The sequence below is a fragment of the Phytoactinopolyspora alkaliphila genome (assembly GCF_010550695.1).
Classification (GTDB): Bacteria; Actinomycetota; Actinomycetes; order Jiangellales; family Jiangellaceae; genus Phytoactinopolyspora; species Phytoactinopolyspora alkaliphila.
Map to the genome: position 1 here is coordinate 519,116 of NZ_JAAGOB010000002.1, position 23,673 is coordinate 542,788.

Consider the following 23,673-nt stretch of genomic DNA (forward strand, 5'->3'; position numbering starts at 1 on the left):
GGCCTTGTGGTTTAGCCGAATCTGGGCATCACCTCGGCGCTGAACAGCTCCATCGCGCGGATCTTCTCCTCGACCGTGGAGCAGGCGAACAGCAGACCGGCGAAGGTGCTCACCCCGGCGTCCACGTAGGCGCGGATCTGATCGGCCACGTCGTCGGGCGTGCCCACCAGGTTGCGGCCGATGAGGTCGCCGTCGTGCTGGTCCTTCAGGGTTGAGCCGGACAGGGATTTCAGGTGGGCGTAGACCTGGGAGGCGCGGAACCGCTCCTCGGCTTCCTCGCGTGTCGGCGCGACGGACACGCCTACCTGCAGCGCCACCTCGAACGTGCCGGTCAGCTCCCGCCCGATGCTCTGGGCGGCGTCGTCGATCTGCTTACGTCCGGCGACCACCTCCTCCGGTGTGAGGCACGCGGGCAGCCAGCCGTCGGCGAGCCGGCCGGCCCGGTCCTTGGAACCGGCGCTGTTGCCGCCGGACAGGATCGGCAGGTTCGGCTGCAGCGGCTTCGGGTAGCTCTCGACGTCGGAGAAGCGGATCAGCTCGCCGTCGAACCCGGCCCGGCGCTCGGTGAACAGCAAGCGGAGCGAACGGATGGCCTCCTCGGCGTAGTTGCCTCGGTGCAGCTTGATGCCCGGGTGCAGCGCCTCCAGCTCCTCCCGGTAGGCGCCGATGCCCACCCCGGTCACCACGCGTCCGCCGGAGAGCTGGTCCAGCGTGGCCAGCTGTTTGGCGGCCACCACCGGGTGCCGGAACGGCAGCACCAGCACGCAGGTGGCCAGCCGGATCCGCTCGGTGCGCGCGGCCACGTAAGCGAGGTAGCCGAGCGGGTCGAAGAACGACGGCGGCTGGTCGAACTCCTCGCGCACGTAGGCCTGGGTGGAGAGGTGGTCGTTGCCCCACACCGAGTCGTAGCCCAGTTCCTCGGCCACCACCGCCAGCTCCACGGCCTGCTGCGCGCTGGCGAACGGCACCGGGTACATCATGCCCTCGGTGGCGGTGGGAACGCCGATCCCGAAACGTGGGGTCGTCACACTGTCTCCTTCGTGCGTCGTCGGGTGACCATGACGAGCAGCCCGTACAGGGCGCCGGCGATCACGAGCGCTGTCAGCGGGGCCACCGGCAGGTCGGCGAAGTGGGCGAACAGCGACGTCGCCACCCAGGCGATCAGGGCTTCGATACGCAGGGTGGGCGCCTGCGCTTCGGATGCGCTGGTGGCGTTGCGGATGTGGCCGAGCACCCAGAAGTGGGTGATGACGACGCCGGCCAGCGGCGGTGTGACCACGGCGATGATCTGCAGGAACGAGAGGAAGTCGGCCGCGAAGCCGAGGAAGGCAACTCCCACGGCGATCAGCGTCGCCACCACTACCCAGGCCGGCTTGGGCACCTTGACACCCACCAGCTTGCTGGCGTTGGTGAAGGCGAGCGAGGACGAGTAGATGTTGTTGTCCGTCGTCGTCCACAGCGCGAGGACCAGGACGATCACGGCCGGGAGGAGCAGTCCGAGGTTGCTCATCGCGACGACGAAGTTCGGCGTGCCGGCCGCGTTGGAGCTGATCATCGCGACGAATTCGAAGAACCCGGCACCCAGGACGTAGCCACAGAAGGTGGCGATCACCACGTCGCGGCCACGGTGTGCGTAGCGGGCGATGTCGCTGGTGAGGGCGGCCCCGGTGATCCAGGTGGCGATGACGGCGGTGAGGCCGACGTCGAACGAGATGGGCGCCGCGGGCTGGGAATCGATCGCGGCGGAGAACCCGTCGTCGCCCGTGCCGAGCCTGATCAGCCCGATCAGGGCGAACAGAATGAGTGCGGGAGCGGCGATCCGGCTGATCCAGGCCAGGCCGGAGAAGCCGAAGAGCGCCGTGAGCAGCACCGCGATGGCGAAGACGAAGATGACGGCCGGCTTCGGCACGCCGTCCACCAGCGCGACGAATGCGGTGCCGAACGAGTCAAGAAGGACGCCGATGAAGCCCATGGCCAGGACGCCGAGCACCAGGGAGACCAGGATCGAGCCCTGTCGCCCGAACACGGTACGGCTGATCAGGTACGTGGTCATGCCCGTCCGGTAGCCGATCAGCCCGATGAGGGTGGCGATCACGGCGAGGATCACGTTGCCGAGCAGGATCGCGGAGAGCCCCTGTCCGAACTCCAGGCCTCCACCGAGGGTGCCGCCCACCAGGAAGCCGGAGATGCTGATCACCCAGCCGAAGGCGACGGCCATGAGCTGGAAGGTGGAGCGGCGCTGGGCGAGCGGGACCGCGCTGAGCGCGTGGTCGTGCATGACGTGATCGTGCGCACCTCTTTGTGCCTGCGTTACAAGCTCGTTTCGGTTGTCCATGAGACATCCTTCTGCGAATGGTCGAGAGGTGCATGGCGCTGTACGGGTTCAGACGATGGTCCCGCAGCTTCGGTGAGTGCAGCTACCGTCGCGGGAACTGAAGTTGAGATGATGTGGTTTGTGAGCCGCACACAAGTAGCCCGCAAGCTCATCGACCAGGTGGACGTTCTGGCCGACCGTGTCGTCGACCTCGTGTGGGAACGGGTGCCCGGCTACCAGATGCCGCGGATGCGACGCTCGGACCTGGCCGAGGCGGTGGCGCCGAACCTGCGCTCGGTTCTTTCGCTGCTGGTGGAGGTGGACGGTGGTGACTCGGTGTCTGGGACGGGCGGGTCGGCTGGGTCGGCCGAGAGCGGGACCGGCGACGAGCTGGTGGAGCGGGCTCGTGCCATCGGGGTCAGCCGCGCGCTGCAGGGCGTGCCGCTGGATGCCGTCGTCCTGTCCTATCGGTCCGCCGAGCGGGTGCTGGCCGACGCGTTCGTATCCGGCGTGGGTGAGATGACCAGCGACGAGCTTCGGGGCGGCCTGCGCATCCTGGCCGACGGCTTCGACCGGCTGGCCACGGCGTCGATCGAGAGCTACCGGGAGACCCAGCGCGAGGTCACCGCCCATTATGACCGGGTGGCCGGTGACCTGGTGGCCGGCCTGGCCGGCGGCGAACTCGACGGGCAGCAGGTGCGGCGGCTGGCGCAGATGCTCGGAGGCAACCCGGACGACACCTGGCAGGCGGTGGCGATCTCCGTGCGCGCTGACCCTGACCTTGCCGTGAGTCTTCGGCTGCTGCGTGACGTGCTGGCCGCGCTGGGTCGTGGGCGAGCTGGCCGCATTCTGGCCGGATCCGCGCGAGGATCCGACGTGCTGCTGGTGCCAGGCTCTATTCGGGCCGCAGACTTTGGCGCGCTCGAGCGGGCCGTGGCTGGGCATGCTGCGGCAGCGTCGATCTGGGTGACCGTCGGTGAACAGGTGTCCGGTCTGCCGGAGGCGGAGGCGTCATGCCGGCAGGCACTGATGGCGATGGATGTGGCGGTGCGGGCGCGACCGGGCGGGAGCGTCACCCCGTACGGAGACGTGCTGCTCGACGTGATGGCCACGGCGGACGCGGACGCTGGGACTGTGCTGGTCCAGCGCTACGTCGACCCCATCCGCGAGTTCCCGCACCTGGTGGAGACGGTGCTGGCGCTGGCCGAGGCGGACCTGTCCATCCGCGGCGCGGCCGCCAGCCTTTACGTGCATCCGAACACCGTCATCTACCGGCTGGGGCGAGTGCGGCAGCTGACCGGGCACGATCCGCGTTCGCTTCCCGAGTTGGTCTCGTTCTTGATGGGCCTGCGCGCCGACCAGCGCGACGTCCGCGCGGTGCCACGTTGACAAGGCCGAACTTCGAGATTATGTTGCCCGAAGCGCCCCGTCTCACCTAACGGCAGCTTTGTCTCACTTGACAAATCCCAGGCACATCGGCCCGGCGGCTGTCAGCTGAGCCGCGCGGTCAGGCTCTCAGACCGATCACGGAGGCTTCCTTGCGGTTCAAGACTCCCTACCGCCGTACCGCTCGTCCCGCACAAGTTGCTTGGTCCTTCGGCGTCTTCGCCGCCCTCACACTGCTCGCGGCATGCGGCGGCGAAGACTCCAAAGCCGACGGCGCGGCAGCTCCGGACACCGGGCAGGGTGACACCCTCTCGATAGCCGTGAGCGCGGAACCTCCCCACTACAGCTGGATACAGGGCGGCACCGGCCTCAAGGTTCAGGTCATGCTCATGCACAACGTGGTGGAGCCGCTGCTGGAAAGGATGGAGGACGGCTCTCTGGAGCCCCTGTTGGCCGAGGCCTTCGACGTGAGCGCCGACGGGCTGGAGTACGTCTTTACTATCCGTGAGGCAGTCTTCCACGACGCAAGCGAGCTGACCGCGGCCGACGTCACCTACTCGCTCGAACTCTCGCGGCAATCCTCGGTGGACGCGATAGCGGGACCGCTGAAGCCGGTGGAAACCATCGAGATGGTGGACGAGCGCACCGTCAAAGTCACGCTCTCCGCACCCAGCCAGCGCTTCCTCGAGGCGCTTTCCCGAGACAGCGCCTTCATTGTTCCTGAGGGCAGCGAGGACCAGCTCAGGAACGCACCTGTGGGCACGGGTCCGTTCGTGTTCCAGGAGTGGCGGCACGGCATAGAACTCAAACTGGCCCGCTTCGAGGACTACTGGGGTGATCAGCCCCATTTCGCGAACGTGGACTTCCGATTCATCGAAGAGGCCAATGCACAGGCCAACGCGGTACAAGCCGGGAACATCGACATCGTGGACCAGGTCTCTGGCGAGGTGCGGCAACAGCTGGATGGCACCCCCGGCTACACCATGGTGTCCGAGGCTGGGCAGGAGATGATGTGGGCGTTCCTCAACGCCGATGACGATCTCTTCGACGACGAGCGGGTCAGGCAGGCGATCGCCCACTCAATCGACCGGGACGAGATCATCGCCGGTGCGCTCGCCGGGTATGGCGACCCGACCTGCACATATGTCAACCCGCCGGGTGTGACGTGGGAGACTGACCACTGTCCGTACCCGCACGACCCTGACCGGGCGCGGCAGCTGCTCGCCGAGGCCGGCGCCGAGGACCTCACACTGACCATGAAGACCGCCACGGTCATCCACTTCCCGCTCGTCACCGAGATCATCACCTCGCAACTCGCGGAGGCTGGGATTACAGTGGACAACGACCCCGTGGACCTGCCGACCTGGCTGGAACACATACCGAACGCCGACTACCAATTCACCGTCATCTCCGGCTCCCAGCAGGTGGACGACTACGTCTGCCCGGGCTTCTGGAGCCATGACTGCATGCCCGAGTTCGATGACCTGCTCGCCGAGGCCGACCACTCGGTGGACCTGGACGAGTGGGCTGACCTGCGGCGCCAAGCCGTGGAGATGCACGCCGACCGGGCCCACGTCATTCCCCTCATCAACACGCTGATCCTGTCGATGGCCCGCGAGGACATCGATGGGTTCAAGCCGTACCGGTCCTACGTCGAACTAGATCTGCGAAACCTCAGGTGGCTTGACTGACATGGAGGTCCTGGCACCAGTCCTGCGCAGCTTCACCGAACCGCCGGCGTTGGAGAGCATCACCGTGGGTGAGCCGCGCGCAGGCGAGGTCAGAGTCCGCATGGTCGCGGCCGGCGTCTGCCATAACTGCCTCGCCGTCGAGCAGGGGCTGTACCCGGACATGCCGTTGCCGATGATCCTCGGCGACGAAGGTGCGGACGTGGTCGACGCGGTGGGACCGGGCTGCGCCCTGCTCCCTGGAGACCATGTCACCCTGTCCTGGGCGCCGTCCTGCAAGAAGTGCTTGATGTGCGCCAAGCACCGCCCCGCGCTGCGCGAGGACGCCTCTCCTTTCTATATGAACGACGGGACCAGCCGGTACAGCGGAGGGGACGAGCCGGTCATGCATTTCGGCTCGTCCACTTATAGCCCCTACGTGGTGGTCGCCGAGAACATGGCTGTGCGGATCACGTCGCGCGTCCCACTCGACCAGATCAACGAGTCGAGTGAGGCACTCGCCGGCAAGGAGCTTCGCGGTGTGATCCTCTTTTCCGAGGACGGCGCATGAGCCCGAACGGACATGCCGCCCCACCCGCACGAGAGGTCTTCGAATGATCCGTCTGATCGCGCATCGAGGCGCCGTACTGCTGGCCTCCGCGATGGCTGGCTCCATCGTCGTGTTCTTGCTGCTGAGACTGCTCGGCGGCGACGTGGCGACGGTCATCATGGGCCAGGGAGGCACCCCGGAGGCGCGTGAGGCGCTCCGCGCCGAGCTGGGGCTTGACCGATCTTGGCTCGAGCAGTATCTCAGCTGGATCGGCGGGCTGTTCCGCGGTGACCTGGGCCAGTCCTACGCCGCTCAGTACGACATTTTCGACGAGATCATGTCCAGGCTGGGCCTGACGCTCAGCCTCGCGCTCATCTCGCTGGCCGTCTCGATGGTGCTCGGCATCATCGCCGGCACGTACTCCGCCCTCAACTCCCGTAACGCGCGGGGAGGGCTGGTGGACGTGATCGCCCAGCTAGGCATCGCCATCCCCCCGTTCTGGGTGGGGCTGCTGCTGATCAGCTTCGTGTCGGTGCAGATGGGCTGGCTGCCCTCCGGTGGATACGTGCCATGGACGGAGAGCTTCACCGGGGCCGTTCGCAGCCTGTTCTTGCCGCTCACAGCCCTGTCGATCGCGCTGGCCGGTGTCTTCACCCGGTTTGCGCGGTCGAGCATGCTGGACGTGCTGAACGAGGACTACATCCGCACCGCCATGGCCAAGGGCCGGACCTGGCGCCGCGCCGCCGTCCGGCACGGCGTGCGCAACGCCGCGATTCCTCTGGTGACCGTCGGCACCCTGCAACTGGGCGGTCTCCTGGCCGGAACCGTGGTGATCGAGACCGTCTTCACCCTGCCTGGGCTCGGCCGCATGCTGATGGCGGCCGTGACTGGCCGGGAAGCGCTGGTGGTGCAGTCACTGGCGTTCGTCATCATCCTGGTCATCCTGGTCCTGAACTTCTTGATGGACGTCGCGTACGGCCTGCTCGATCCGAGGATCCGCGACGCGGAGGGAGCCACCCGTGAGTAGCCGCTGGCCAACCCAGCTCGTCGTCGGCACCGTGCTGATCGGCCTTTTCGTCGGGATCGGGCTGATGTCCCTGGTGTGGACGCCTCATGACGCCGAGGCGCTCAACGTCGCCGCCCGTCTCGCTCCACCGGGTACCGAAGGGCACCTGCTCGGCACCGACCGGCTGGGCCGCGACGTCACCACCCAGATCATGGTCGGCGCCCGGAACTCGCTGGTGGTAGCCGTGGTTTCCACCGCCGCGGCCCTGGTGCCCGGTGTCTTCCTGGGGCTGGTGACCGCCGGCTCCAAGCGGGCCTCGCGTGAGGTGCTCAGCCGAGCCACCGACGTGGCCCTGGCCCTGCCCGGCATTCTCGTCGCCCTGGTCCTCGCCACCGCCATGGGCGCCAGCAACACCACCACCATGGTCGCAATCACGGCCTGGTTCATCCCGGTCATGGCGCGGGTGGTCATCGGCCCGGCACGCCAGATCATGGCGCGCGAGTTCGTCGAGGCGGCCCGCGCCAGCGGGCGCGGCAAATGGTACATCCTGATCCGCCATGTGCTGCCCAATATCGGCCCGGTGGTGATCGTGCAGACGTCGCTGCTGTTCGCGTCGGCCATCCTGATCGAGGCGGCGCTGTCCTATCTCGGCGTCGGCGCTCAGCGCCCCACAACGTCGTGGGGGATGCTGTTCAACGAGTCCCAAGCCGTGGTGGGCGAGGCGCCCACGCTAGTACTCATCCCGGGAGTGGTAATGGTCCTGGCCGTACTCGGATTCAACCTCCTCGGGGACGGGCTCCGGGCCGCGCTGGATCCCCGCCAGACAACCAAGGCGGTGGTGTGATGCTGTCTATCCGCGACCTGACCGTCCGCATCGGCCCATACCAGATCGTCTCGATCGACGAGCTGCACCTCACCCGCGGCCGCAGGCTCGGCCTGGTGGGCGAGTCCGGCTCCGGCAAGACGATGACGGCGATGAGCATCGTTGGCCTGCAGCCGCGCGAGGCCCAGATCACCGGCTCGATCACATTCGACGGACGCGAGCTGGTCGGCCTCACCGATTCACAACTGGCCGCTATCCGCGGCACCGACATCGGGGTGATCTTCCAGGACCCCCTGCGGGCGCTGAACCCCACCATGCGGATCGGCAAGCAGATCGGCGAGTCCGTACGGCTCCACAGTGACCTGCGCCGCTCCGCGGTCAACGCGCGCGTGATCGACCTGATGACGCAGGTCCAGCTGCCCGAACCGGAGCAGCTGGCACGCCGGTACCCCCACCAGCTGTCCGGCGGTCAACGCCAGCGGGTGGTGATCGCCATGGCCATCGCCGCCCGACCGAAGCTGCTCATCGCCGACGAGCCGACCACCGCGCTGGACGTGACCGTCCAGAAGGGAATCCTCGATCTCCTTGCCCAGCTGAGCGAGGAGTACGAGATGGCGATGCTCTTCGTCAGCCACAGCCTGGGTGTGGTCCGCAAGATCACTCACGACGTCGCCGTCCTGTACGGAGGACGCGTGGTGGAGACGGGGCCGAGCTCCGAGATCATCGATCAGCCTCGGCACCGCTACACCGAGGCGCTGATCGGCGCCAACCCCGGGCAGGCCGATCCGGACGCAATCGAGGCCGCGCTGGGCACCCCCTTGACCACCATCCCCGGCTCGGTTCCCGCCCTGGATGCCTTCCCCAGCGGCTGCCGGTTCCGGGACCGCTGCGCTCACAGTCTCGACACCTGCGCCGAGAACCCGCCGGTCACCAGAATGTCCGGCGGGCACCGCTTCACCTGCTGGAACCCCACGCACACACCCGTCGGAGGTGAGCTCGATGGCGCCGCTCGTTGACGTCCGGGATCTGTCGTTCCGGTACGGCCACAAACAGAACTGGGTGCTGCGGTCGCTGAACCTGTCGATCGAGCGCGGCTCCGCCGTGGGGGTGGTGGGCGAGTCCGGGTCAGGCAAGTCCACGCTTGTCCGGTTGCTCTGCGGACTGCTCCCGGTGGGGTCCGGATCGGTCACGTACGACGGCCGCGCGGTCACCGACTGGCTGTCGAAAGACCCCCGCCAGTTCCGGCTGCACAACCAGATGGTCTTCCAGAGCCCCGCCGCCTCTCTCGATCCCCGGATGCGGATCAGGCGGTCGGTGGCCGAGCCGGTCCGGGCGCTCGAGCGCCGCAAGATCGGCGACGACGAGCTGGAGAGCTGGCTCTCCATGGTCGGCCTCGGCCCGGAGGCGCTGAACCGGTATCCGCACCAATTCTCCGGCGGCCAGCTGCAGCGGGTGGCCATCGCCCGGGCGCTCTCGGTCAGTCCCACCGTCCTCTACGCCGACGAACCCACGAGCGCTCTCGACGTCTCCGTGCAGGCGCAGGTGCTCAACCTTCTGATGGATCTGCGGGCGAGGCTGGGGCTGACACTGGTCATCGTCTCTCATGACCTTGCCGTGGTCAGCCGGATGTGCGAGCACATCCTGGTCATGCGCAACGGCGAGATCGTCGAGTCCGGGCCCACCGTCGACGTGCTGCACAGCCCCAGCTCCGCCTATACAAACGCCCTGACCAAGGCCGCGAGTGCAGTCAGCCTCAGGCCGGGCAACGTCACCAGCGCGGGGTGACAGGGGTCCGCACCTGCCCGGTCCGACCGCGCAGCGAACGGACCGGGCGGCTCAGGCCTGGTGCCTATCAGGCCTCGGCGGTGAGCGCGGCGTCGAGTCGCTCCAGCACGGTGGTCAACTCGTCTTCGCCGTGGGCGGCGGAGACGTACCAGATCCCGCGGGGAGCCACCCAGACTCCGTGCTCGAACAGCGTGCGCGTGAGGTCCGCGTACCGGCTCTGGTCGAATCCCGCCGTTCCGGCGTGGTCATGGACCAGCTCCGGCTCGCCGAAGGAGACATGGAACGCCATCGGCAGGCCCTGCGACCGCAGCGGCACCTGATGCGCCGCCCCGAGCTCGCGGATCCCCTCGATGAGCTTGGATCCGTGCGCCTCGATCCGGCCGTACGGCGGATCGTCCCTCAGCAACCCCAAGGTGGCGATGACCGCCGCGCAGGCGGGGATCGAGGAGTTGAACGTCCCGGCGTGCACCACGCCCTCGGTCAGCTGGTCCATCAGCTCAGCTGTCCCGGCCAGTGCCGAGACCGGCCAGCCGCCAGCCATCGCCTTGCCGTAGACGGCGAGGTCCGGGGTGACGCCGTAGCGTTCCACGGCACCGCCGAGGGCAACCCGGAAGCCGGTGATGACCTCGTCGAAGATCAGCACGATGCCGTGCTGATCGCACAGACGGCGAATCTCGGCCAGGAAGCCGTCCTTCGGCTGGATCGCGGCGCTGTTGCACATCACCGGCTCGACGATGATGGCCGCGATGTCATCGTGCGCGCTCAGTGTCTCCCTCAGCACCTCGGGGTTGTTGTAGGGGATGAAGTACGTGTCGTCGAGATGGTGCGCCAGCTGTCCGACACTGCCCGGAGCCGTCACGCCGTCGACGGTGGTCGCCAGGACGTTGTCCAGCCATCCGTGGTACGTGCCCTCGAACCTGACAAACCTGGTCCGCCCGGTGGCCGCCCGCGCAAGCCGCAGCGCCGCTTGGTCCGACTCCGTGCCGGTAAGCCCAAACCGCACGCGGTCAGCCCAGCCAATGGTGTCGAGGAACACCTCGCCGGCCGCGTTCTCCAGGACGTGCTGCGCGCCGAACACGGAACCCCGGCGGGCCTCCCGCGCCACCGCGTCGTTCACCACCGCCGACGCGTGGCCCAGCAGGTTCGGTCCCTGGCCGAGCAGGTAGTCGACATACTCGTTGCCGTCCACGTCATACAGCCGCGCACCCTCGCCGCGCTCGAAGCAGATCCGCGGACCGGCCAGCCGGACGTTGGAATGAACGCCGCCGGGGGTGAGCTGCTGTGCGCGCTGGTGGATCTCACCCGACCGTGTCCTGCTCCTGTGCGACATGGTGCCTGCTTTCTGTGGTTGAATGACCGCCAAAGTCTCACCAGATGGGTAATTCTTTCACTGGATGAATCGCCACACTACGTTACAGTCACGGCCAGGGAAAGCTCTGTTAACGCGGAGGTCCTGTACTATGAAAAACGAATCCCACCTGCTGGACCACCAGTCGGCGGTGGCCCGCTGGCCCGAAGGGAGCGGCAGTGGACAGCACTGAGACGCAGCACCGCCCGCTCCCCGGCGCGGTGGCGCTGGCCACCGTCACCGGGCGGCACCCCGGGCCCACACTGGCGGTGCTCGGTGGGGTTCATGGGGACGAGGACGAGGGCGTTCTGGCCGTCCTCCGGCTCCTGCGCGAGGTCCGGTCCATCCCTCTCACCGGCACCATCCGGGCGGTGGCACCGGCCAACGCCGCGGCCTGGGCGGCGCAGAGCCGCACCAGCCCGCTCGACAACGGCAACCTGGCCCGATCCTTTCCCGGCTCGGCCGACGACGGCCCCACTTCGGCGGCGGCCGCTGCCATCACCGAGCACGTCATCACCGGAAGCACCGCCCTGATCGACCTGCATTCGGCCGGTGTGCGGTATCGGATGCCGCTGATGAGCGGCTACTCGGAACAGACCGAGGCGCACGACGAGTCACGTCGGCTGGCGATGGCGTTCGGCGCCCCGGTGATCTGGCGGCATCCGCGGCCCGCCCTCGGCCGGTCACTCTCGGTTGCGGCCGACCAGGGCATCCCCGCCATCTACGCCGAATGCTCCGGCGGCGGCAGCATCCGCGCGGGTGATCTGGATGCCTACGTCACTGGGGTCATGAACGTCATGGCCGAGCTGGGCATGGTGCCGCCGGAGTACCGGCGGCCGGCGGCAGAGCCGCGGTGGGTGCACGGGGACGGCGATCTCGACTATGGCGCCGCGGCCGCGCAGCCCGGCCTGTTCGTCTCGTCGGTACGCGCTGGCGACGTCGTCGACCAGGGATCGGAGATCGGCCGCCTCTACAGTTTCGACGGAGACCTGCTCCAGCGGGTCGATGCGCCGGGGACCGGCATGGTCATGTTCCTGCGCCGCCAGGCCAGGACGGCTGAAATGGACGTGCTCTTCGTCCTGGCGCAGCTGGATGACTCGATGGCGGCCTCATGAACCTGGCGCCGCATGGCCTGAGTCGCTTCGCCGATGATCTTCCGGACGTGGGCGGGTTCGTCACGCTCGGCGAGGGCGGAACCCCGGTGGTCGAGCTTCACCACCTGGCAGCCGAGCTCGGTCTCGAGCGCCTGTCCGCCAAGATGGAGACCGCCAACCCGACCGGCTCGTACAAAGACCGGGTGGCGGCGATATCCGTGTCGCTGGCGCGTGACCGTGGCTACCGAGGTTGGATCGCCACGTCCTCCGGCAACGCCGGTCTGGCCATGGCCGCCTACGGTGCACGCGCCCATCTGCCCGGCTTCCTGTGCGTGGTCTCCAGCGCTCCGCAGGAGAAGCGGCTCCCCCTGATGCCCTTCGGCATCGGGCTGGTGGCGGTAGACGGCGTGGGCGACGGCGCATCCAGGGCAGGCGGTACGCAGCTGATGGACCAGGTGCGAGACGCCGCCGAGCAGCACAAGCTCTTCCTCGGGATCACCGCCAACGCCTTCAACCCCGAGGGCATGCGCGGCATCGACACCATCGGCTACGAGCTAGCCGAACAGATCCCGAGCATGACCCACGTCTACCTGCCGACCGGTGGCGGCGGGCTACTCGCGTCGACGGCGCGCGGTCTGACGGCCCGCTCGGTGCAGGCCGCCGTCGTCGCCTGCCAGCCCAGCGGCTGTGCCCCCATAGCTCGATATCTCTCCGGCGAGCTCAGCCGACCGGTAGTGGACCGCTGCGAGACGCTGATCTCGGCGCTGCAGCTTCCCCACCCGCCGGACGGGCAGCTGGCCGTCGATGCCGTCCGTGCCTCGCAAGGCTGGGGCACCCATACCGACGACGCCGCGATCCTGGCCGCACAGCAGCGCCTGGCCGAGACCGAAGGGATCTTCGTGGAACCGGCCGCGGCTGTCGGCCTGGCAGCGCTGCTCACCGATCTGGATCGCGGCCGCATCGACGCCGGTCACCATCCCGTCCTCCTGCTGACCGGAGCGGGCTGGAAGGACCAGAACCGGTTCACCGCCCAGGCGGCGCGGATCCCTGCCGTCGATGTTGATGGCGTACCGGCGGCCATCGAGAACTGGATACGCAGCCGATAGAGAACCGCGCCGGCTCGCCCGGAAAGGAGGGAGGATCACGTGCTACGTTTCGCCGTTCTAGGCCTGTCTCATGAGGCCAACACGTTCTCCGCGCACCCGGTGAACGCCGCCGTCTTTGAGGCTGCCGGCGTCCTGCGTGGCGAGGAGATCGTGGCCAGGAACGCCGGTGGCAGCAGCACGCTCGCCGGGTACCTGGCGGCGGGCGAGAAACATGGCGTCGAGCTGGTGCCGCTGGTGGCCACGGACCTCACTCCATCCGGGCCGATCGAGGCGGACGCCATCGAGTACCGGACCGAAGAGCTCCTGACCGCGATCACCGAGCACGGCCCGTTCGACGGGGTCCTCGCCGACCTGCACGGAGCGGCCGTGGCCGACGGCATCCCGGATCTGGACGGCTACCTGCTGCGCCGGATCCGCCAGGTGGTGGGCCCGGACGTGCTCATCGGTGTCTCCCTGGATCTGCATGCGAACATCAGCGCTGAGATGTGCGAGTTCTCCGACGTCCTGAACACCTACCGCACCAATCCGCACGTCGATGCCCGGGAGGCGGCCGAGGAGGTCGCCGGCCTGGTCATCCGCACCGTACGCGGTGAGATCCGGCCCACCCAGGCCTTCGTGCCCATCCCCGCACTCATCAACATTCTCTGCCAGAACACCGACGAGCCTCCGATGCGCGACGTGATGGACGATGTCCGGACACTGATGACACGGCCAGGGGTGCTGTCTGCGACGGTGGCCGAGGGCTACCCGTACGCCGACGTACCGGAGATGGGCATGAGCGCCGTGGTGATCACCGACGACGATCCCGCGGCCGCCGCCAGGTACGCGGAGGAACTGGCGAGCACGGTGTGGGAGCGCCGGGAGCAGTTCGACACCCGGGCGCCGTCGGCGGACGAGGCCATCGCGTCGACCCGGCAGGCGGCGAAGACACCCGTGCTCCTGCTGGACGTCGGAGACAACATCGGCGGCGGCTCACCGGGTGACTCGGTGACGCTGCTCAACGCCGCCCGGGCCGCGGACTTCCCGGATCTCCTGGTCATCGTCGTCGATCCCGCTGCAGCGGCGGCCTGCACGGCCGCGGGGGTGGGGAGCACCGTCGAGTTGTCGATCGGCGCCAAGACCGACCCCAGCACAGGGCCCGCGGTGCGGGCACGAGCCACGGTGCTGGCGCTGCATCACGGCACCTACCAGGCCACCGAACCGGTCCACGGAGGACGGAGCCATTTCGAGGCAGGCCCCACCGCCGCTGCCCTGCTGGACAGCGGCCAGACCGTGATCCTCATCAGCAACGCCGTGCTGCCGCTCACCACCGCCCAGCTGAGCACGGTGGGCCTGAAACCGTCCGACTTCACCGCCATTGTCGCCAAGGGGGTCCACTCGCCGCTCGCCGGATACGGTCCGCACGTCGCGCAGATCATCCGAGTGGATACGCCCGGGATCACCGCGGCGAACGTCCGCCAGTTCACCTACCGGAACCGCCGCCGTCCGCTCTACCCACTGGAAGCCACCACCTTCACCGTTCCTCGTACTCAGCCGAACCACACCCTCGAGGGGTCACTATGAGAGTGCTCGTCACCGGTGCCGCAGGACGCGTCGGCGCGAACATGGTCAAGCGCCTGATCTCCTCCGGCGCCGAGGTCACCGCCATGGTCATGCCGGGTGACCCGCAGCGCATCAAGCTCGAGCCGCTGCCGGACGTGCGCATCGTCGAAGCGGATCTGACGGACCAGACCGCCATTGACGCCGCGTGCACGAACATCACCCACGTCGTGCACCTGGCCGCCCAGCTAGTGCGCGGCGACACACCCGTCGACAGGTTCTTCGACATCAATGCATTCGGCACGCTGCGGCTGCTGGAGGGCGTGGTGAAGGGCGGCGGGGTCGAGCGATTCATGCTTGCCAGCACCGACGGCACCTACCGGCCCGGTGACCCGCCGGCCGTGCCGCTGTCCGAGGACACCCCGCAGGAACCCGCGGACTACTACGGCACCGCCAAGCTGCTGGGTGAGGTCATCCTCCGCAACCACGCCGCGCAGTTCGACATCCCGTTTGTGATCACCAGGTTCGCCACCGTGCTGGATCCCGCGGAGGCGTACCGCCAGTTCCGTGTCGGGCACGTGCGCGCCCTGCTGGGCCGCGTCGAGGCCGGGCGGGACACCAATATCTGGCAGCTGTTCCGCGAGCACCCGCAGATGATCGAGTTGTTCGACTCGGCGGTGGGCGACGCGCCGGACCACACCCCGGTCAGTCTCAGCGGACCGGACGGCCGGCCGTGGAGCATGCACCTGCTCGACGTGCGGGACGCAGTCGAGGGCGTCTACCTGGCGCTCACGGAGCCGGACGCCCTCGGCCGGGCGTTCAACATCGCCGGGGCCGAGCCGACGTCGTTCGAGGACGGGGCGTCCGTCATCGCCGAGGCGGACGGCGTATCGAAGCTCAGCGTCGAGATGCCGCTCACCTGGCGACTGGAGATGACGGTAGACGCAGCCCGGGAGACGCTCGGCTACCGCCCCCGGCATGACTTCCGCAGCATGGTCGAGTCCGCCGTGGCGGACAACACCGGCCAGCCCGGCTCCTACATCCCGGCGAGAGTGTGACATGGCTGCTCAGACCGCTGAACTGGCCGTCGTCACGGGCGGCGGCACCGGCATCGGCCGCGCGGTGGCGCGCCGGCTGTCCCGGGCCGGCTTCGTCTGTGTCATAGCTGGGCGCCGAAAGGAGAAGCTCGACGAAACCGCGGGCCTCATCGCCGACGAGGGCGGACGAGCCGTGCCCGTCGCGGCCGACGTCACCACGGAGGACGGCCGGGCCACCATCCTGCGCATCGCCGACCAGCAGCCGGAACGGCTCACCGCGCTGGTGAACAACGCCGGCGACACCTACATCGCGCCGTTGTTCGCCCAGGATCCGGCCGAGTGGCGGCAGAACCTGGCGCTCAACGTCGAGTCCACAGCGTTCCTCTCCTTCGAGGCGATCAGGCGGATGGGCGACACCGGCGGCGGCGCCATCGTCAACATCGGCTCGGTCTACGGCAAGGTGGCACTCAACGCCGATTTCTACCCCGGGCGCATCTCCCCCGACACACCGGACGGCCCGGAGCGCGGGGTCGCGTACGCCGCGTCCAAGGGCGCCATCCGGCAGATGTCGCGGGAGCTCGCCGTCGCCGCCGCGCCGAGTAGTGTCCGGGTGAACACCGTGTCCCCCGGGATGACCGCGATCGAGGGGCGCGAACTCAACGAGGAGACTGCCCGGAGGCTCAGCCAGGCCACGCCCATGGGCCGGCTCGGCCGGCCGGAGGAGATCGCGGGCGTCGTCAACTTCCTGCTCTCCGACGAGGCGTCCTTCGTCACCGGCGCCGAGCTAGTGGTGGACGGCGGCTGGACGCTGTGGTGACGGACCACGCCGATCCTCGGCCACCTTGGCCCGGTGGCGACGTCGCCACCTACGCGGAAACTCTCACCTGAGGAGCTTTGCTATGACACCTGCACAGTCCCGACACGACGACGGCTTCGCGGCCGCCTGGTCCGATGCGCTCAGCCGTCGGCAGCTCCTCCGCGCCGCCGGCCTCGGCGCTGTCGCGCTCGGTGGTCTCGCCGCTGGCTGCACCGCGGAGGCACCGGCCCCGGATGACGCGGGCGGCTCGGAGTCTCCAGCCGCTTCCACTGGCGAGCTCAGCGCCGCCATGGCGAACATCTTCAGCGATCTCGACCCCACCACCGCCTCTGCGGTGGGCACCATAGCGCTCAACCGATTCATCTACGAGGCGCTCTACCGCGTCGATCCCTTCCCGCCCCGCACCGAGCTCACTCCGGAGCTGGCCACCGACCTGCCGCAGGAGATCGACCCCACCACGTACCGGATACCGCTGCGCGACGACGCGGTTTTCCACGATGGCAATCCGCTCACCGCTGAGGACATCGTCTACACCATCCAACGGATTCAGGATCCGGACGTGGGGTCTCTGTTCGCTCGGTACTTCGAGATCATCGAGTCGGTCGAGGCTATCGGCGAGCATGAGATTGAGATCCGGCTCAACGCGCCCACCACGCTCCTGGCCCAGCGGCTGATCCTCGTCAGGGGCATGTCGAAAGCCGCCGTCGATGCCTCGTCAGATGCCCTGACCGTCAAGCCCGTCGGTACCGGCCCCTACCAGGTCGACGCGGTGGTCTCCGGCCAGGAGGTCACCCTGAATCTGTACGACGGCTACACCGGCTCGGGAAAGTACAACTTCCAGACGGTCAACGTCGACGTCACCGCGGACGGCAATGCCCGTACCGCCGGGCTGCGCAGCGGGCAGACCAGGATCATCGAAGACGTCCCCGGCAGCTCCTTCGCCGGCCTCTCCACCACGGACGGCCTCCAGGCGGAGGGCGCGCGCGGCGATCACCTGACCGGCCTGATGTTCCACTGCGGTATAGAACCGTTCAACGACGTGCGGGTCCGGCAGGCGGTCATGTTCGCCATCGACCGAGACGCCATCACCCAGACCAGCTTCTTCGGCCATGCCGAGGCGACCTGGGAGGGCGAGATCTCCGCGGACGACCCGGACTACGCTAAACCGAGCCTTATCTACCGGTACGACCCGGACCACGCTCGTCAACTGCTGGCGGACGCCGGCTACGGCGACGGCGGTATCAAGGTGGACTTTCTGGCCGCCAACCTCGAGTATCTGGCCTCTCAAACGCCGATCATCGAGGAGAACCTCCGCGACGTTGGCTTCGAGCCCAACGTCGTCCCGGGCGAGCTCGAGTCGTTGTATTCGCGGGTGGCCGAGGGCTCTTACAACCTGTTCCTGATGAAGGGCGACACCGCTGCCCTCGGCGCCACCGACGCGGAGTTCCTGCTCCGGTGGATCTACTACGGCGCCCTGCCCCGGCAGTTCATGTACTGGGACGTCCCCGCGCGTGATCGCGTCGAGGAACTCCTCGATGAAGCACTCACCTCGGCCGATACCGGGGAGCGCGCCGCCGCCCTGGCCGAGGTCCAGGACATCATCCAGACCGAGGTTCCGCTCGGCCGGTTGCACCGCGCCGACTACCTGACCGGCTGGTCCTCCACCCTGCAGAATTTCCGCGCACTACCGACCAGTGGCTTCGCTCTCGACGGAGTCACCGGATGAGTAGCGGCACGCGCCCACGGCGGACCGATCATGGCTGGTGACGCCAGGACCAGCGTAGATCCGAAGCTCGTCGGCGAGAGCCGACGGGCGGCTGGCGGCGCCGGGCGCGGACCGGGCAGCGGTCGCGGGCGCTACGCCCGGTTCGTCGGTCGCCGCCTGCTACTCGCCCCGATCATCCTGATCGGGGTCTCGTTCACCGTGTTCGTGGTGATCGACCGCTCACCGAACGATCCGGCGCGGGCAGTTCTGGGTGTTTTCGCCGACGCGGACCAGCGTGAACGGTTCGCCGAGGAGAACGGGCTCAACGATCCGCTGATCACCCGGTACTGGCGGTTCCTCACCGACATCATCCAGCTCCGGCTCGGCGAGTCCGTGGTCCGCCCGGAGACGGTCAATGAGCTGATCGGCATGGCGCTGCCGGTCACGGTTCAGCTGATGCTGCTGGCGACGTTCATCGCGGTGATCATCTCGCTGGTGCTCGGTGTCGTCGCAGCCCAGAACGAGGGACGGCCGACGGACCGGGCGATCAGCGCCGTGGCCGCCGTCTTCCAGGCCTCACCGCAGTTCTGGGTCGGCTTGATGTTCATCCAGCTGTTCGCGGTCGGTTTGGGCTTGCTGCCCTCCGGCGGCTACGCACCTCTGAACACCGGCTTCACGTTCTGGTTCTCCTCATTGATCGGTCCAGCCGTGGTGCTGGCGCTGCCGTTCGCCGCCGCCATGACCCGGGTGATCCGGGCCTCCGTCGCCGACGAGCTGGGCAAGGATTACGTGCGCACAGCGGTCGGTGCGGGCGTGCCCCGGCACGTCGTCCTGGTCGGCAACGTCCTGCGCAACGCGCTGATCACACCTATCACTGTGCTTGGCGTGTACATCGGCGGGCTGATGTCCGGCGCCATCCTGGTGGAGACGGTCTTCAACCTACCTGGCATGGGGACGCTCCTGGTCAGCGGAGTCAATCAGGGTGACCTGGGCGTGGTGCGCGGCGTGGCCATTGTCGGCGCCGTTGCATTCGTGCTGATCAACTTAGTGGTGGATCTGTTCTACCTGTTCTTGAACCCGCGCAGCGCGGAGGCGACCCGGGCATGACGCCACCGCAGATCACCCGTGCCCCGGACCCCGCCGGCCGCTCCGAAAGGTCCGCGACACCCGGCCGGCCGTCGTTTCCGCGCCGGGCTGTTCGCGCCTTCCGACGCGATCCCATGGTGCGGTGGCTGACCGGACTCGTCGTGGTGCTCGGCACCGTACTGATTGTCCTTCCGCTGGTGATGTCCACCTCTCCCACCGCCATCGATGCGGGGCAGGCGCTGCGTGCGCCCGGGTCCGGGAACCTGTTCGGCACCGACCAACTGGGTCGCGACGTCGCCGCCCGTGTGGTGCACGGTGCCCGGCTGAGCTTCCTGGTGGCGGTCTGCTCCGCCGGCGCCGCGCTACTTCTGGGTGGTGTACTCGGCGCCGTGGCCGCTAGTTCCCGCGGCTGGGTCAACGAGATCATCATGCGGATCATGGACGTCGGGCTGGCGTTCCCCGGCATCCTGCTGGCCATCGTGCTGGCCGCCGCCATCGGCCCCAGCCTGTGGACCACGGTGATCGTGCTCGGCGTGATCTTCACGCCACCGATGGCGCGGGTGGTGCGCGCGGCCGTCTTCGCTGAGCAAGGCGAGGACTACGTCACCGCCGCCACTCTTTTCGGCACCCGCAAGATCCGGCTGGTCGGCTACCACGTCGGGCTCAACGCGGCGCTGCCGGTGATGGTCTATACGACGTTGATCATGGCCGAGGCTGTGGTGGCGGAAGCCGCGCTGTCTTTCCTCGGCGCCGGAATTAGACCGCCGGCGCCATCCTGGGGGAACATCATCAGCGAAGGGCAGTCGGTGATCGACGCCGGCGCGTGGTGGGTCTCCCTCTTCCCCGGACTCGCCATCGTGGTCGCCGTTCTAGGACTGAACCGGTTCTCTGAGGCGCTCGGTTCACGATTGAGGTCCCGATGACACCGACGATACCGCCCGCTACGGCGGGCCACACCCCAGACGTTGCCGGGCCCGCGGCCCCAGCACCGCTGCTCGCCATCCGCGACCTGCGGGTGCGCTTCCCCAAACGGTACGGCGATGTGGCCGTCCTTGACGGCGTGGACCTGTCCATCGGCGCCGGTGAGGCGGTGGCCGTGGTGGGTGAGTCCGGCTGCGGCAAGTCGCTGCTCGGCTTGGCCGCCGCACATCTGCTGCCGCCCACGGCGCGGGTTTCGGGGAGCGTCGAGTTCCGCGGCCAGGACGTCCGCCGGATGTCACGGCGCGAGCTGCGCCGGATGCGCGGCGCCGGCATCGGATTCGTCTACCAGGACGCGATGACCAGCCTCAACCCCGGCATGAGCGTCGGGGCACAGCTCCGCCAGGTCTGCCGGCTGGGTTCGTCGTCAACTCCGGAAGACCTACTGAGTTCGGTGGGGCTGAACCAGACCGAGCGGATCATGCGGGCCAAGCCATACCAGCTCTCAGGCGGTCAGCGGCAACGGGTGCTGATCGCCATCGCGCTGGCCCGCGACCCGGAACTGGTGATCGCCGACGAGCCCACCACGGCACTCGACGTGACGGTCCAGCGCCAGGTGATGGAGCTCCTGCAGGATCTGCGATCCAGCCGTGGATTCGCCCTCATGTTCGTCAGCCATGATCTGGCGCTCGTCTCCGAGGTGGCCACACGGACAGTCGTCATGTACGCGGGGCAGGTGGCAGAGTCCGGCCCGACCGCGGACATCCTCGACCGGCCCCGTCACCCGTACAGCGCCGGCCTCCTGCATGCCAGTGTCAGCCTCGAGGAGCGCTGGCCTGTACTGGCACCCATTCCGGGACACGTTCGCCAGCCGGCCGACTTCCCGTCCGGCTGCCGCTTCCGGGACCGATGCGGGAACGCGGGCCAGCAGTGCGCCGAGCGGCCCGTGCTACGCCTCGATGGTGCGCGCGGGCTGGCCTGTTTTCACCCCGTGACCGGAGACGACGATGTTACGGCGGCGACGGCATCCGTGGAGCCCGGGGCAGGCGCCACCGCACCGTCTGCGCCCGTGTCGGCCACACTCACCCCGGCCGTCCCCGCATGGGCGGCGACCTCCACCTCCGCCTCGACAACCGATGACAGTTCCGAAGCGGACACGGCGATCTTCGAGGTCAAGGATCTCGTCGTCGACTTTGGCTCCGGCGGCGGGTCGACCCGGGCACTCGACCACGTCTCGCTGACCATCCGACCGGGCCAAGCCGTCGGGTTGATCGGCGAGTCCGGGTCCGGCAAGACCACGCTTTCCCGGTCGCTGCTCGGCCTGATCCAGCCGGCCAGCGGCGAGGTCCTGTACCACGGCCGGGATGTCTACGCGATGCCGCGACTGGCCCGCTTTCGGACACTCAGTCTGAACACCGCCATGGTCTTCCAGGACCCGCGCAGCTCGCTCAATCCACGGCTGTCCGTGGGAGCGGTGATCCGAGACCCGCTCACCGTGCTCGGCATCGGCAACCGCAGGGAGCGCGACACCAGGGTCGGCGATCTGCTGGCCGATGTCGGGCTGCCGGCGCAGGTCGCTGACCGGCCGGTGCGTACCCTCTCCGGGGGCCAGCTCCAGCGGGTGGCGCTGGCCCGTGCGCTGTCCGTGGAGCCGAGCGTGGTGGTGGCCGACGAGCCCACCTCCGCCCTGGACGTCTCCGTACAGGCGCAGATCCTCAATCTCTTCCAGGAGATCCGCGCTCGACGTCGTCTCGCCATGCTTGTGGTCTCTCACGACATGCGGGTCATCCGGTTCGCGACGGATTACACGGCGGTCATGCTCAACGGCAAGATCGTCGAACAGGGGCCCACCGAGCAGGTCTATGAATCTCCCCAGCACGAATACACCAAGGCGCTGCTCTCCGCCGCGCCCGTCCTGCGATCTGTCCCACCACCCTAGGAAGGCACATACCGAACATGAACCGACGAAACATGGTCATACGCACCGCTGGGCTACTCGGCGCCTCGATCATTCTCACGGCATGCGGCTCCGACGGAGGCGGCATGGCCGGTAGCGGCTCCGGTGACGAGCCGAGCGGCGAGCAGTCCACCGCGTTGCGGGTCGCCTTCCCACAGGAGCCACCGGACTGGGACTTCACCCGCAACGGCGCCACCGCCATCAAGGCGCTCGTGGTCCACAACGTGGTGGAGCCGCTGCTGGAGAAGACCGAGGACGGCTCGTTCGAGCCGCTCCTCGCCGAGTCCTACGAGGTCAGCGACGACGGTCTCGAGTACACGTTCACCATCCGGGCAGCCACGTTCCACGACGACAGCGAGCTGACGTCGGCCGACGTCGTCTACTCGCTCGAGACCAGCCGGACGTCGTCCCGGCCGGAGATCTCGGGGCCGCTCGCCGCGGTCGAGTCGATCGAAGCCATCGACGACACCACGGTGTCGGTGACCCTGGAACGGCCCAGCCAGAGCTTCCTCGACAGCTTGTCGGGTGTTCCTGGACTGGTGATACCGGAGGACTCGGTCGAGACGCTCGCACAGCAGCCCGTCGGCACCGGGCCGTTCGTCTTCGGGGAATGGCGCAACGGCGTGTCGGTGTCGCTGAACAGGTTCGAAGATTACTGGGCCGATCTGCCCTACTTCGAGGACATCACCTGGCAGTTCTTCGCCGACGAGACCGCGTCGCTGAACGCGCTGCTCTCCGGGGACGTGGACATCGTCAGCAACCTGATCGGCGAAGGTCTCGAGCGCTTCCACAGCATCGACGAGACCGACGGCTTCCAAGGCGTGTCCACCGCGGGATCGGAGTTCATCTACCTGGTGCTCAGCGCCGAGGCACCGGCCTTCGACGACGAGCGAGTGCGGCAGGCGATAGCCCACGCCATCGACCGTCAGCCGATCATCGACGGCGCCAGCGGCGGTCTCGGCCAGCCGTCGTGCGTCTTCGTCAACCCGCCGAACGTCGAATGGAACAGCGACTACTGCCCGTACCCGTACGACCCGGATGCCGCGCGTGCCCTGCTGGCGGAGGCGGGTGCTGAGGACCTCAGCATCGATTTCACGCACATCACGAGCGGATTCTTCCCTCCGACCATGGAGGTTGTCCGCTCGCAGCTCACCGACGTGGGCATCAACGTTGAACCTGTAGGCCTCGAGCTGACCACCTACCTGGACGAGATCCTCGGCGACGACCCCACCTTCGAGATGACCGTCCTCAGCGGACCGCAGCAGGCCGACTCCTGGCAGTGCCCCGGATGGTTTTCCGACGACTGCGTCGAGGAGTTCGACCAGCTGCTGACCGACGCCGATCAAGCGCTCGACCGAGAGGACTGGGCGGATCTGCGTCGCCAGGCCGTGGAGCTGCTGGCGGACCGGGCCTACGTCATTCCGGTGGCCAACCAGGACGAGGTGTCCGCCACCCGTGACGACCTGGTCGGCGTGAAGCCCTACCGCTCGGCGAGCGAGCTGGACCTGCGTCCTCTGCGCTGGGCCGAGTAGGCA

At 68.2% G+C, this 23,673-nt stretch carries 20 protein-coding genes; 17 read left to right on the plus strand and 3 right to left on the minus strand.

The genetic code is table 11. The features are described 5' to 3' along the window. Positions 1–11: 11 nt before the first annotated feature. A complete protein-coding gene (locus tag G1H11_RS05430; protein ID WP_163816759.1) occupies positions 12–1,028 on the minus strand; it encodes a TIGR03619 family F420-dependent LLM class oxidoreductase in 1,017 nt (338 codons plus the stop codon). Next, a complete protein-coding gene (locus tag G1H11_RS05435; protein WP_163816761.1) occupies positions 1,025–2,278 on the minus strand; it encodes a cytosine permease in 1,254 nt (417 codons plus the stop codon). Before G1H11_RS05435 ends, G1H11_RS05430 begins: the two co-directional genes overlap by 4 nt. Positions 2,279–2,455: 177 nt before the next feature. Between G1H11_RS05435 and G1H11_RS25555 the strand changes: the two genes are divergently transcribed. From G1H11_RS25555 to G1H11_RS05470, 7 genes are all read left to right on the plus strand, one after another. After that, complete coding sequence (locus G1H11_RS25555) at positions 2,456–3,703, plus strand: RsbRD N-terminal domain-containing protein (RefSeq protein WP_163816763.1); 1,248 nt, start codon at positions 2,456–2,458, stop codon at positions 3,701–3,703. A gap of 149 nt (positions 3,704–3,852) precedes the next feature. After that, a complete protein-coding gene (locus G1H11_RS05445; protein ID WP_163816766.1) occupies positions 3,853–5,391 on the plus strand; it encodes an ABC transporter substrate-binding protein in 1,539 nt (512 codons plus the stop codon). Between the two features lies 1 nt (position 5,392). Beyond that, complete coding sequence (locus tag G1H11_RS05450; RefSeq protein WP_246211010.1) at positions 5,393–5,938, plus strand: alcohol dehydrogenase catalytic domain-containing protein; 546 nt, start codon at positions 5,393–5,395, stop codon at positions 5,936–5,938. A 43-nt stretch (positions 5,939–5,981) separates the two neighbouring features. Continuing rightward, the gene (locus G1H11_RS05455; RefSeq protein WP_163816770.1) at positions 5,982–6,944 is read left to right on the plus strand and encodes an ABC transporter permease; all 963 of its coding nucleotides are present in this window, start codon (positions 5,982–5,984) and stop codon (positions 6,942–6,944) included. Continuing rightward, positions 6,937–7,767 carry an ABC transporter permease subunit gene (locus G1H11_RS05460; protein WP_163816772.1) on the plus strand — a complete coding sequence of 277 codons (831 nt, stop codon included), beginning with the start codon at positions 6,937–6,939 and terminating at the stop codon, positions 7,765–7,767. The genes G1H11_RS05455 and G1H11_RS05460 overlap by 8 nt, the downstream gene beginning before the upstream one ends. Then, complete coding sequence (locus G1H11_RS05465) at positions 7,767–8,762, plus strand: ABC transporter ATP-binding protein (RefSeq protein WP_163816774.1); 996 nt, start codon at positions 7,767–7,769, stop codon at positions 8,760–8,762. The genes G1H11_RS05460 and G1H11_RS05465 overlap by 1 nt, the downstream gene beginning before the upstream one ends. Then, the gene (locus tag G1H11_RS05470; protein WP_163816776.1) at positions 8,746–9,531 is read left to right on the plus strand and encodes an ABC transporter ATP-binding protein; all 786 of its coding nucleotides are present in this window, start codon (positions 8,746–8,748) and stop codon (positions 9,529–9,531) included. The genes G1H11_RS05465 and G1H11_RS05470 overlap by 17 nt, the downstream gene beginning before the upstream one ends. Positions 9,532–9,598: 67 nt before the next feature. Here the strand turns inward: G1H11_RS05470 and G1H11_RS05475 are convergent, their stop codons facing one another. After that, positions 9,599–10,861 carry an aspartate aminotransferase family protein gene (locus tag G1H11_RS05475; RefSeq protein WP_163816778.1) on the minus strand — a complete coding sequence of 421 codons (1,263 nt, stop codon included), beginning with the start codon at positions 10,859–10,861 and terminating at the stop codon, positions 9,599–9,601. 197 nt (positions 10,862–11,058) lie between these two features. On the opposite strand from G1H11_RS05475, the gene G1H11_RS05480 reads away from it, so the two are divergent. From G1H11_RS05480 to G1H11_RS05525, 10 genes are all read left to right on the plus strand, one after another. Continuing rightward, entirely contained in the window at positions 11,059–11,994 is a 936-nt protein-coding gene (locus G1H11_RS05480; protein WP_163816780.1) for a succinylglutamate desuccinylase/aspartoacylase domain-containing protein, read from the plus strand. Further along, complete coding sequence (locus G1H11_RS05485) at positions 11,991–13,079, plus strand: pyridoxal-phosphate dependent enzyme (protein WP_163816782.1); 1,089 nt, start codon at positions 11,991–11,993, stop codon at positions 13,077–13,079. The genes G1H11_RS05480 and G1H11_RS05485 overlap by 4 nt, the downstream gene beginning before the upstream one ends. Before the next feature lie 39 nt (positions 13,080–13,118). Then, complete coding sequence (locus G1H11_RS26880; RefSeq protein ID WP_163816784.1) at positions 13,119–14,642, plus strand: M81 family metallopeptidase; 1,524 nt, start codon at positions 13,119–13,121, stop codon at positions 14,640–14,642. Continuing rightward, on the plus strand, positions 14,639–15,676 hold the full coding sequence (locus G1H11_RS05495; protein ID WP_163816786.1) for an NAD-dependent epimerase/dehydratase family protein: 1,038 nt from the start codon (positions 14,639–14,641) through the stop codon (positions 15,674–15,676). The genes G1H11_RS26880 and G1H11_RS05495 overlap by 4 nt, the downstream gene beginning before the upstream one ends. A 1-nt stretch (position 15,677) precedes the next feature. Beyond that, positions 15,678–16,472 carry an SDR family NAD(P)-dependent oxidoreductase gene (locus G1H11_RS05500; protein WP_163816788.1) on the plus strand — a complete coding sequence of 265 codons (795 nt, stop codon included), beginning with the start codon at positions 15,678–15,680 and terminating at the stop codon, positions 16,470–16,472. Between the two features lie 82 nt (positions 16,473–16,554). Continuing rightward, entirely contained in the window at positions 16,555–18,198 is a 1,644-nt protein-coding gene (locus G1H11_RS05505; RefSeq protein ID WP_163816789.1) for an ABC transporter substrate-binding protein, read from the plus strand. 30 nt (positions 18,199–18,228) lie between these two features. Continuing rightward, positions 18,229–19,284: an ABC transporter permease gene (locus G1H11_RS05510; RefSeq protein WP_163816791.1), complete on the plus strand. Its 1,056-nt coding sequence runs from the start codon at positions 18,229–18,231 to the stop codon at positions 19,282–19,284. Beyond that, the gene (locus tag G1H11_RS05515; RefSeq protein ID WP_163816793.1) at positions 19,281–20,186 is read left to right on the plus strand and encodes an ABC transporter permease; all 906 of its coding nucleotides are present in this window, start codon (positions 19,281–19,283) and stop codon (positions 20,184–20,186) included. Before G1H11_RS05510 ends, G1H11_RS05515 begins: the two co-directional genes overlap by 4 nt. Further along, positions 20,183–22,120 carry a dipeptide ABC transporter ATP-binding protein gene (locus G1H11_RS05520; RefSeq protein ID WP_163816795.1) on the plus strand — a complete coding sequence of 646 codons (1,938 nt, stop codon included), beginning with the start codon at positions 20,183–20,185 and terminating at the stop codon, positions 22,118–22,120. Before G1H11_RS05515 ends, G1H11_RS05520 begins: the two co-directional genes overlap by 4 nt. 17 nt (positions 22,121–22,137) lie before the next feature. Next, positions 22,138–23,670, plus strand: a complete 1,533-nt coding sequence (locus G1H11_RS05525; protein ID WP_163816797.1) for an ABC transporter substrate-binding protein — start codon at positions 22,138–22,140, stop codon at positions 23,668–23,670. Positions 23,671–23,673 lie beyond the last annotated feature (3 nt).

Bases quoted from the DNA above. Each gene is read 5' to 3' on its own strand.
- G1H11_RS05435 (WP_163816761.1), bottom strand. From the start codon at position 2,278: ATGCACGACCACGCGCTCAGCGCGGTCCCGCTCGCCCAGCGCCGCTCC.
- G1H11_RS05450 (WP_246211010.1), top strand. From the start codon at position 5,393: ATGGAGGTCCTGGCACCAGTCCTGCGCAGCTTCACCGAACCGCCGGCG.
- G1H11_RS05455 (WP_163816770.1), top strand. From the start codon at position 5,982: ATGATCCGTCTGATCGCGCATCGAGGCGCCGTACTGCTGGCCTCCGCG.
- G1H11_RS05465 (WP_163816774.1), top strand. From the start codon at position 7,767: ATGCTGTCTATCCGCGACCTGACCGTCCGCATCGGCCCATACCAGATC.
- G1H11_RS05470 (WP_163816776.1), top strand. From the start codon at position 8,746: ATGGCGCCGCTCGTTGACGTCCGGGATCTGTCGTTCCGGTACGGCCAC.
- G1H11_RS05475 (WP_163816778.1), bottom strand. From the start codon at position 10,861: ATGTCGCACAGGAGCAGGACACGGTCGGGTGAGATCCACCAGCGCGCA.
- G1H11_RS05485 (WP_163816782.1), top strand. From the start codon at position 11,991: ATGAACCTGGCGCCGCATGGCCTGAGTCGCTTCGCCGATGATCTTCCG.
- G1H11_RS05495 (WP_163816786.1), top strand. From the start codon at position 14,639: ATGAGAGTGCTCGTCACCGGTGCCGCAGGACGCGTCGGCGCGAACATG.
- G1H11_RS05500 (WP_163816788.1), top strand. From the start codon at position 15,678: ATGGCTGCTCAGACCGCTGAACTGGCCGTCGTCACGGGCGGCGGCACC.
- G1H11_RS05505 (WP_163816789.1), top strand. From the start codon at position 16,555: ATGACACCTGCACAGTCCCGACACGACGACGGCTTCGCGGCCGCCTGG.
- G1H11_RS05510 (WP_163816791.1), top strand. From the start codon at position 18,229: ATGGCTGGTGACGCCAGGACCAGCGTAGATCCGAAGCTCGTCGGCGAG.
- G1H11_RS05515 (WP_163816793.1), top strand. From the start codon at position 19,281: ATGACGCCACCGCAGATCACCCGTGCCCCGGACCCCGCCGGCCGCTCC.
- G1H11_RS05520 (WP_163816795.1), top strand. From the start codon at position 20,183: ATGACACCGACGATACCGCCCGCTACGGCGGGCCACACCCCAGACGTT.
- G1H11_RS05525 (WP_163816797.1), top strand. From the start codon at position 22,138: ATGAACCGACGAAACATGGTCATACGCACCGCTGGGCTACTCGGCGCC.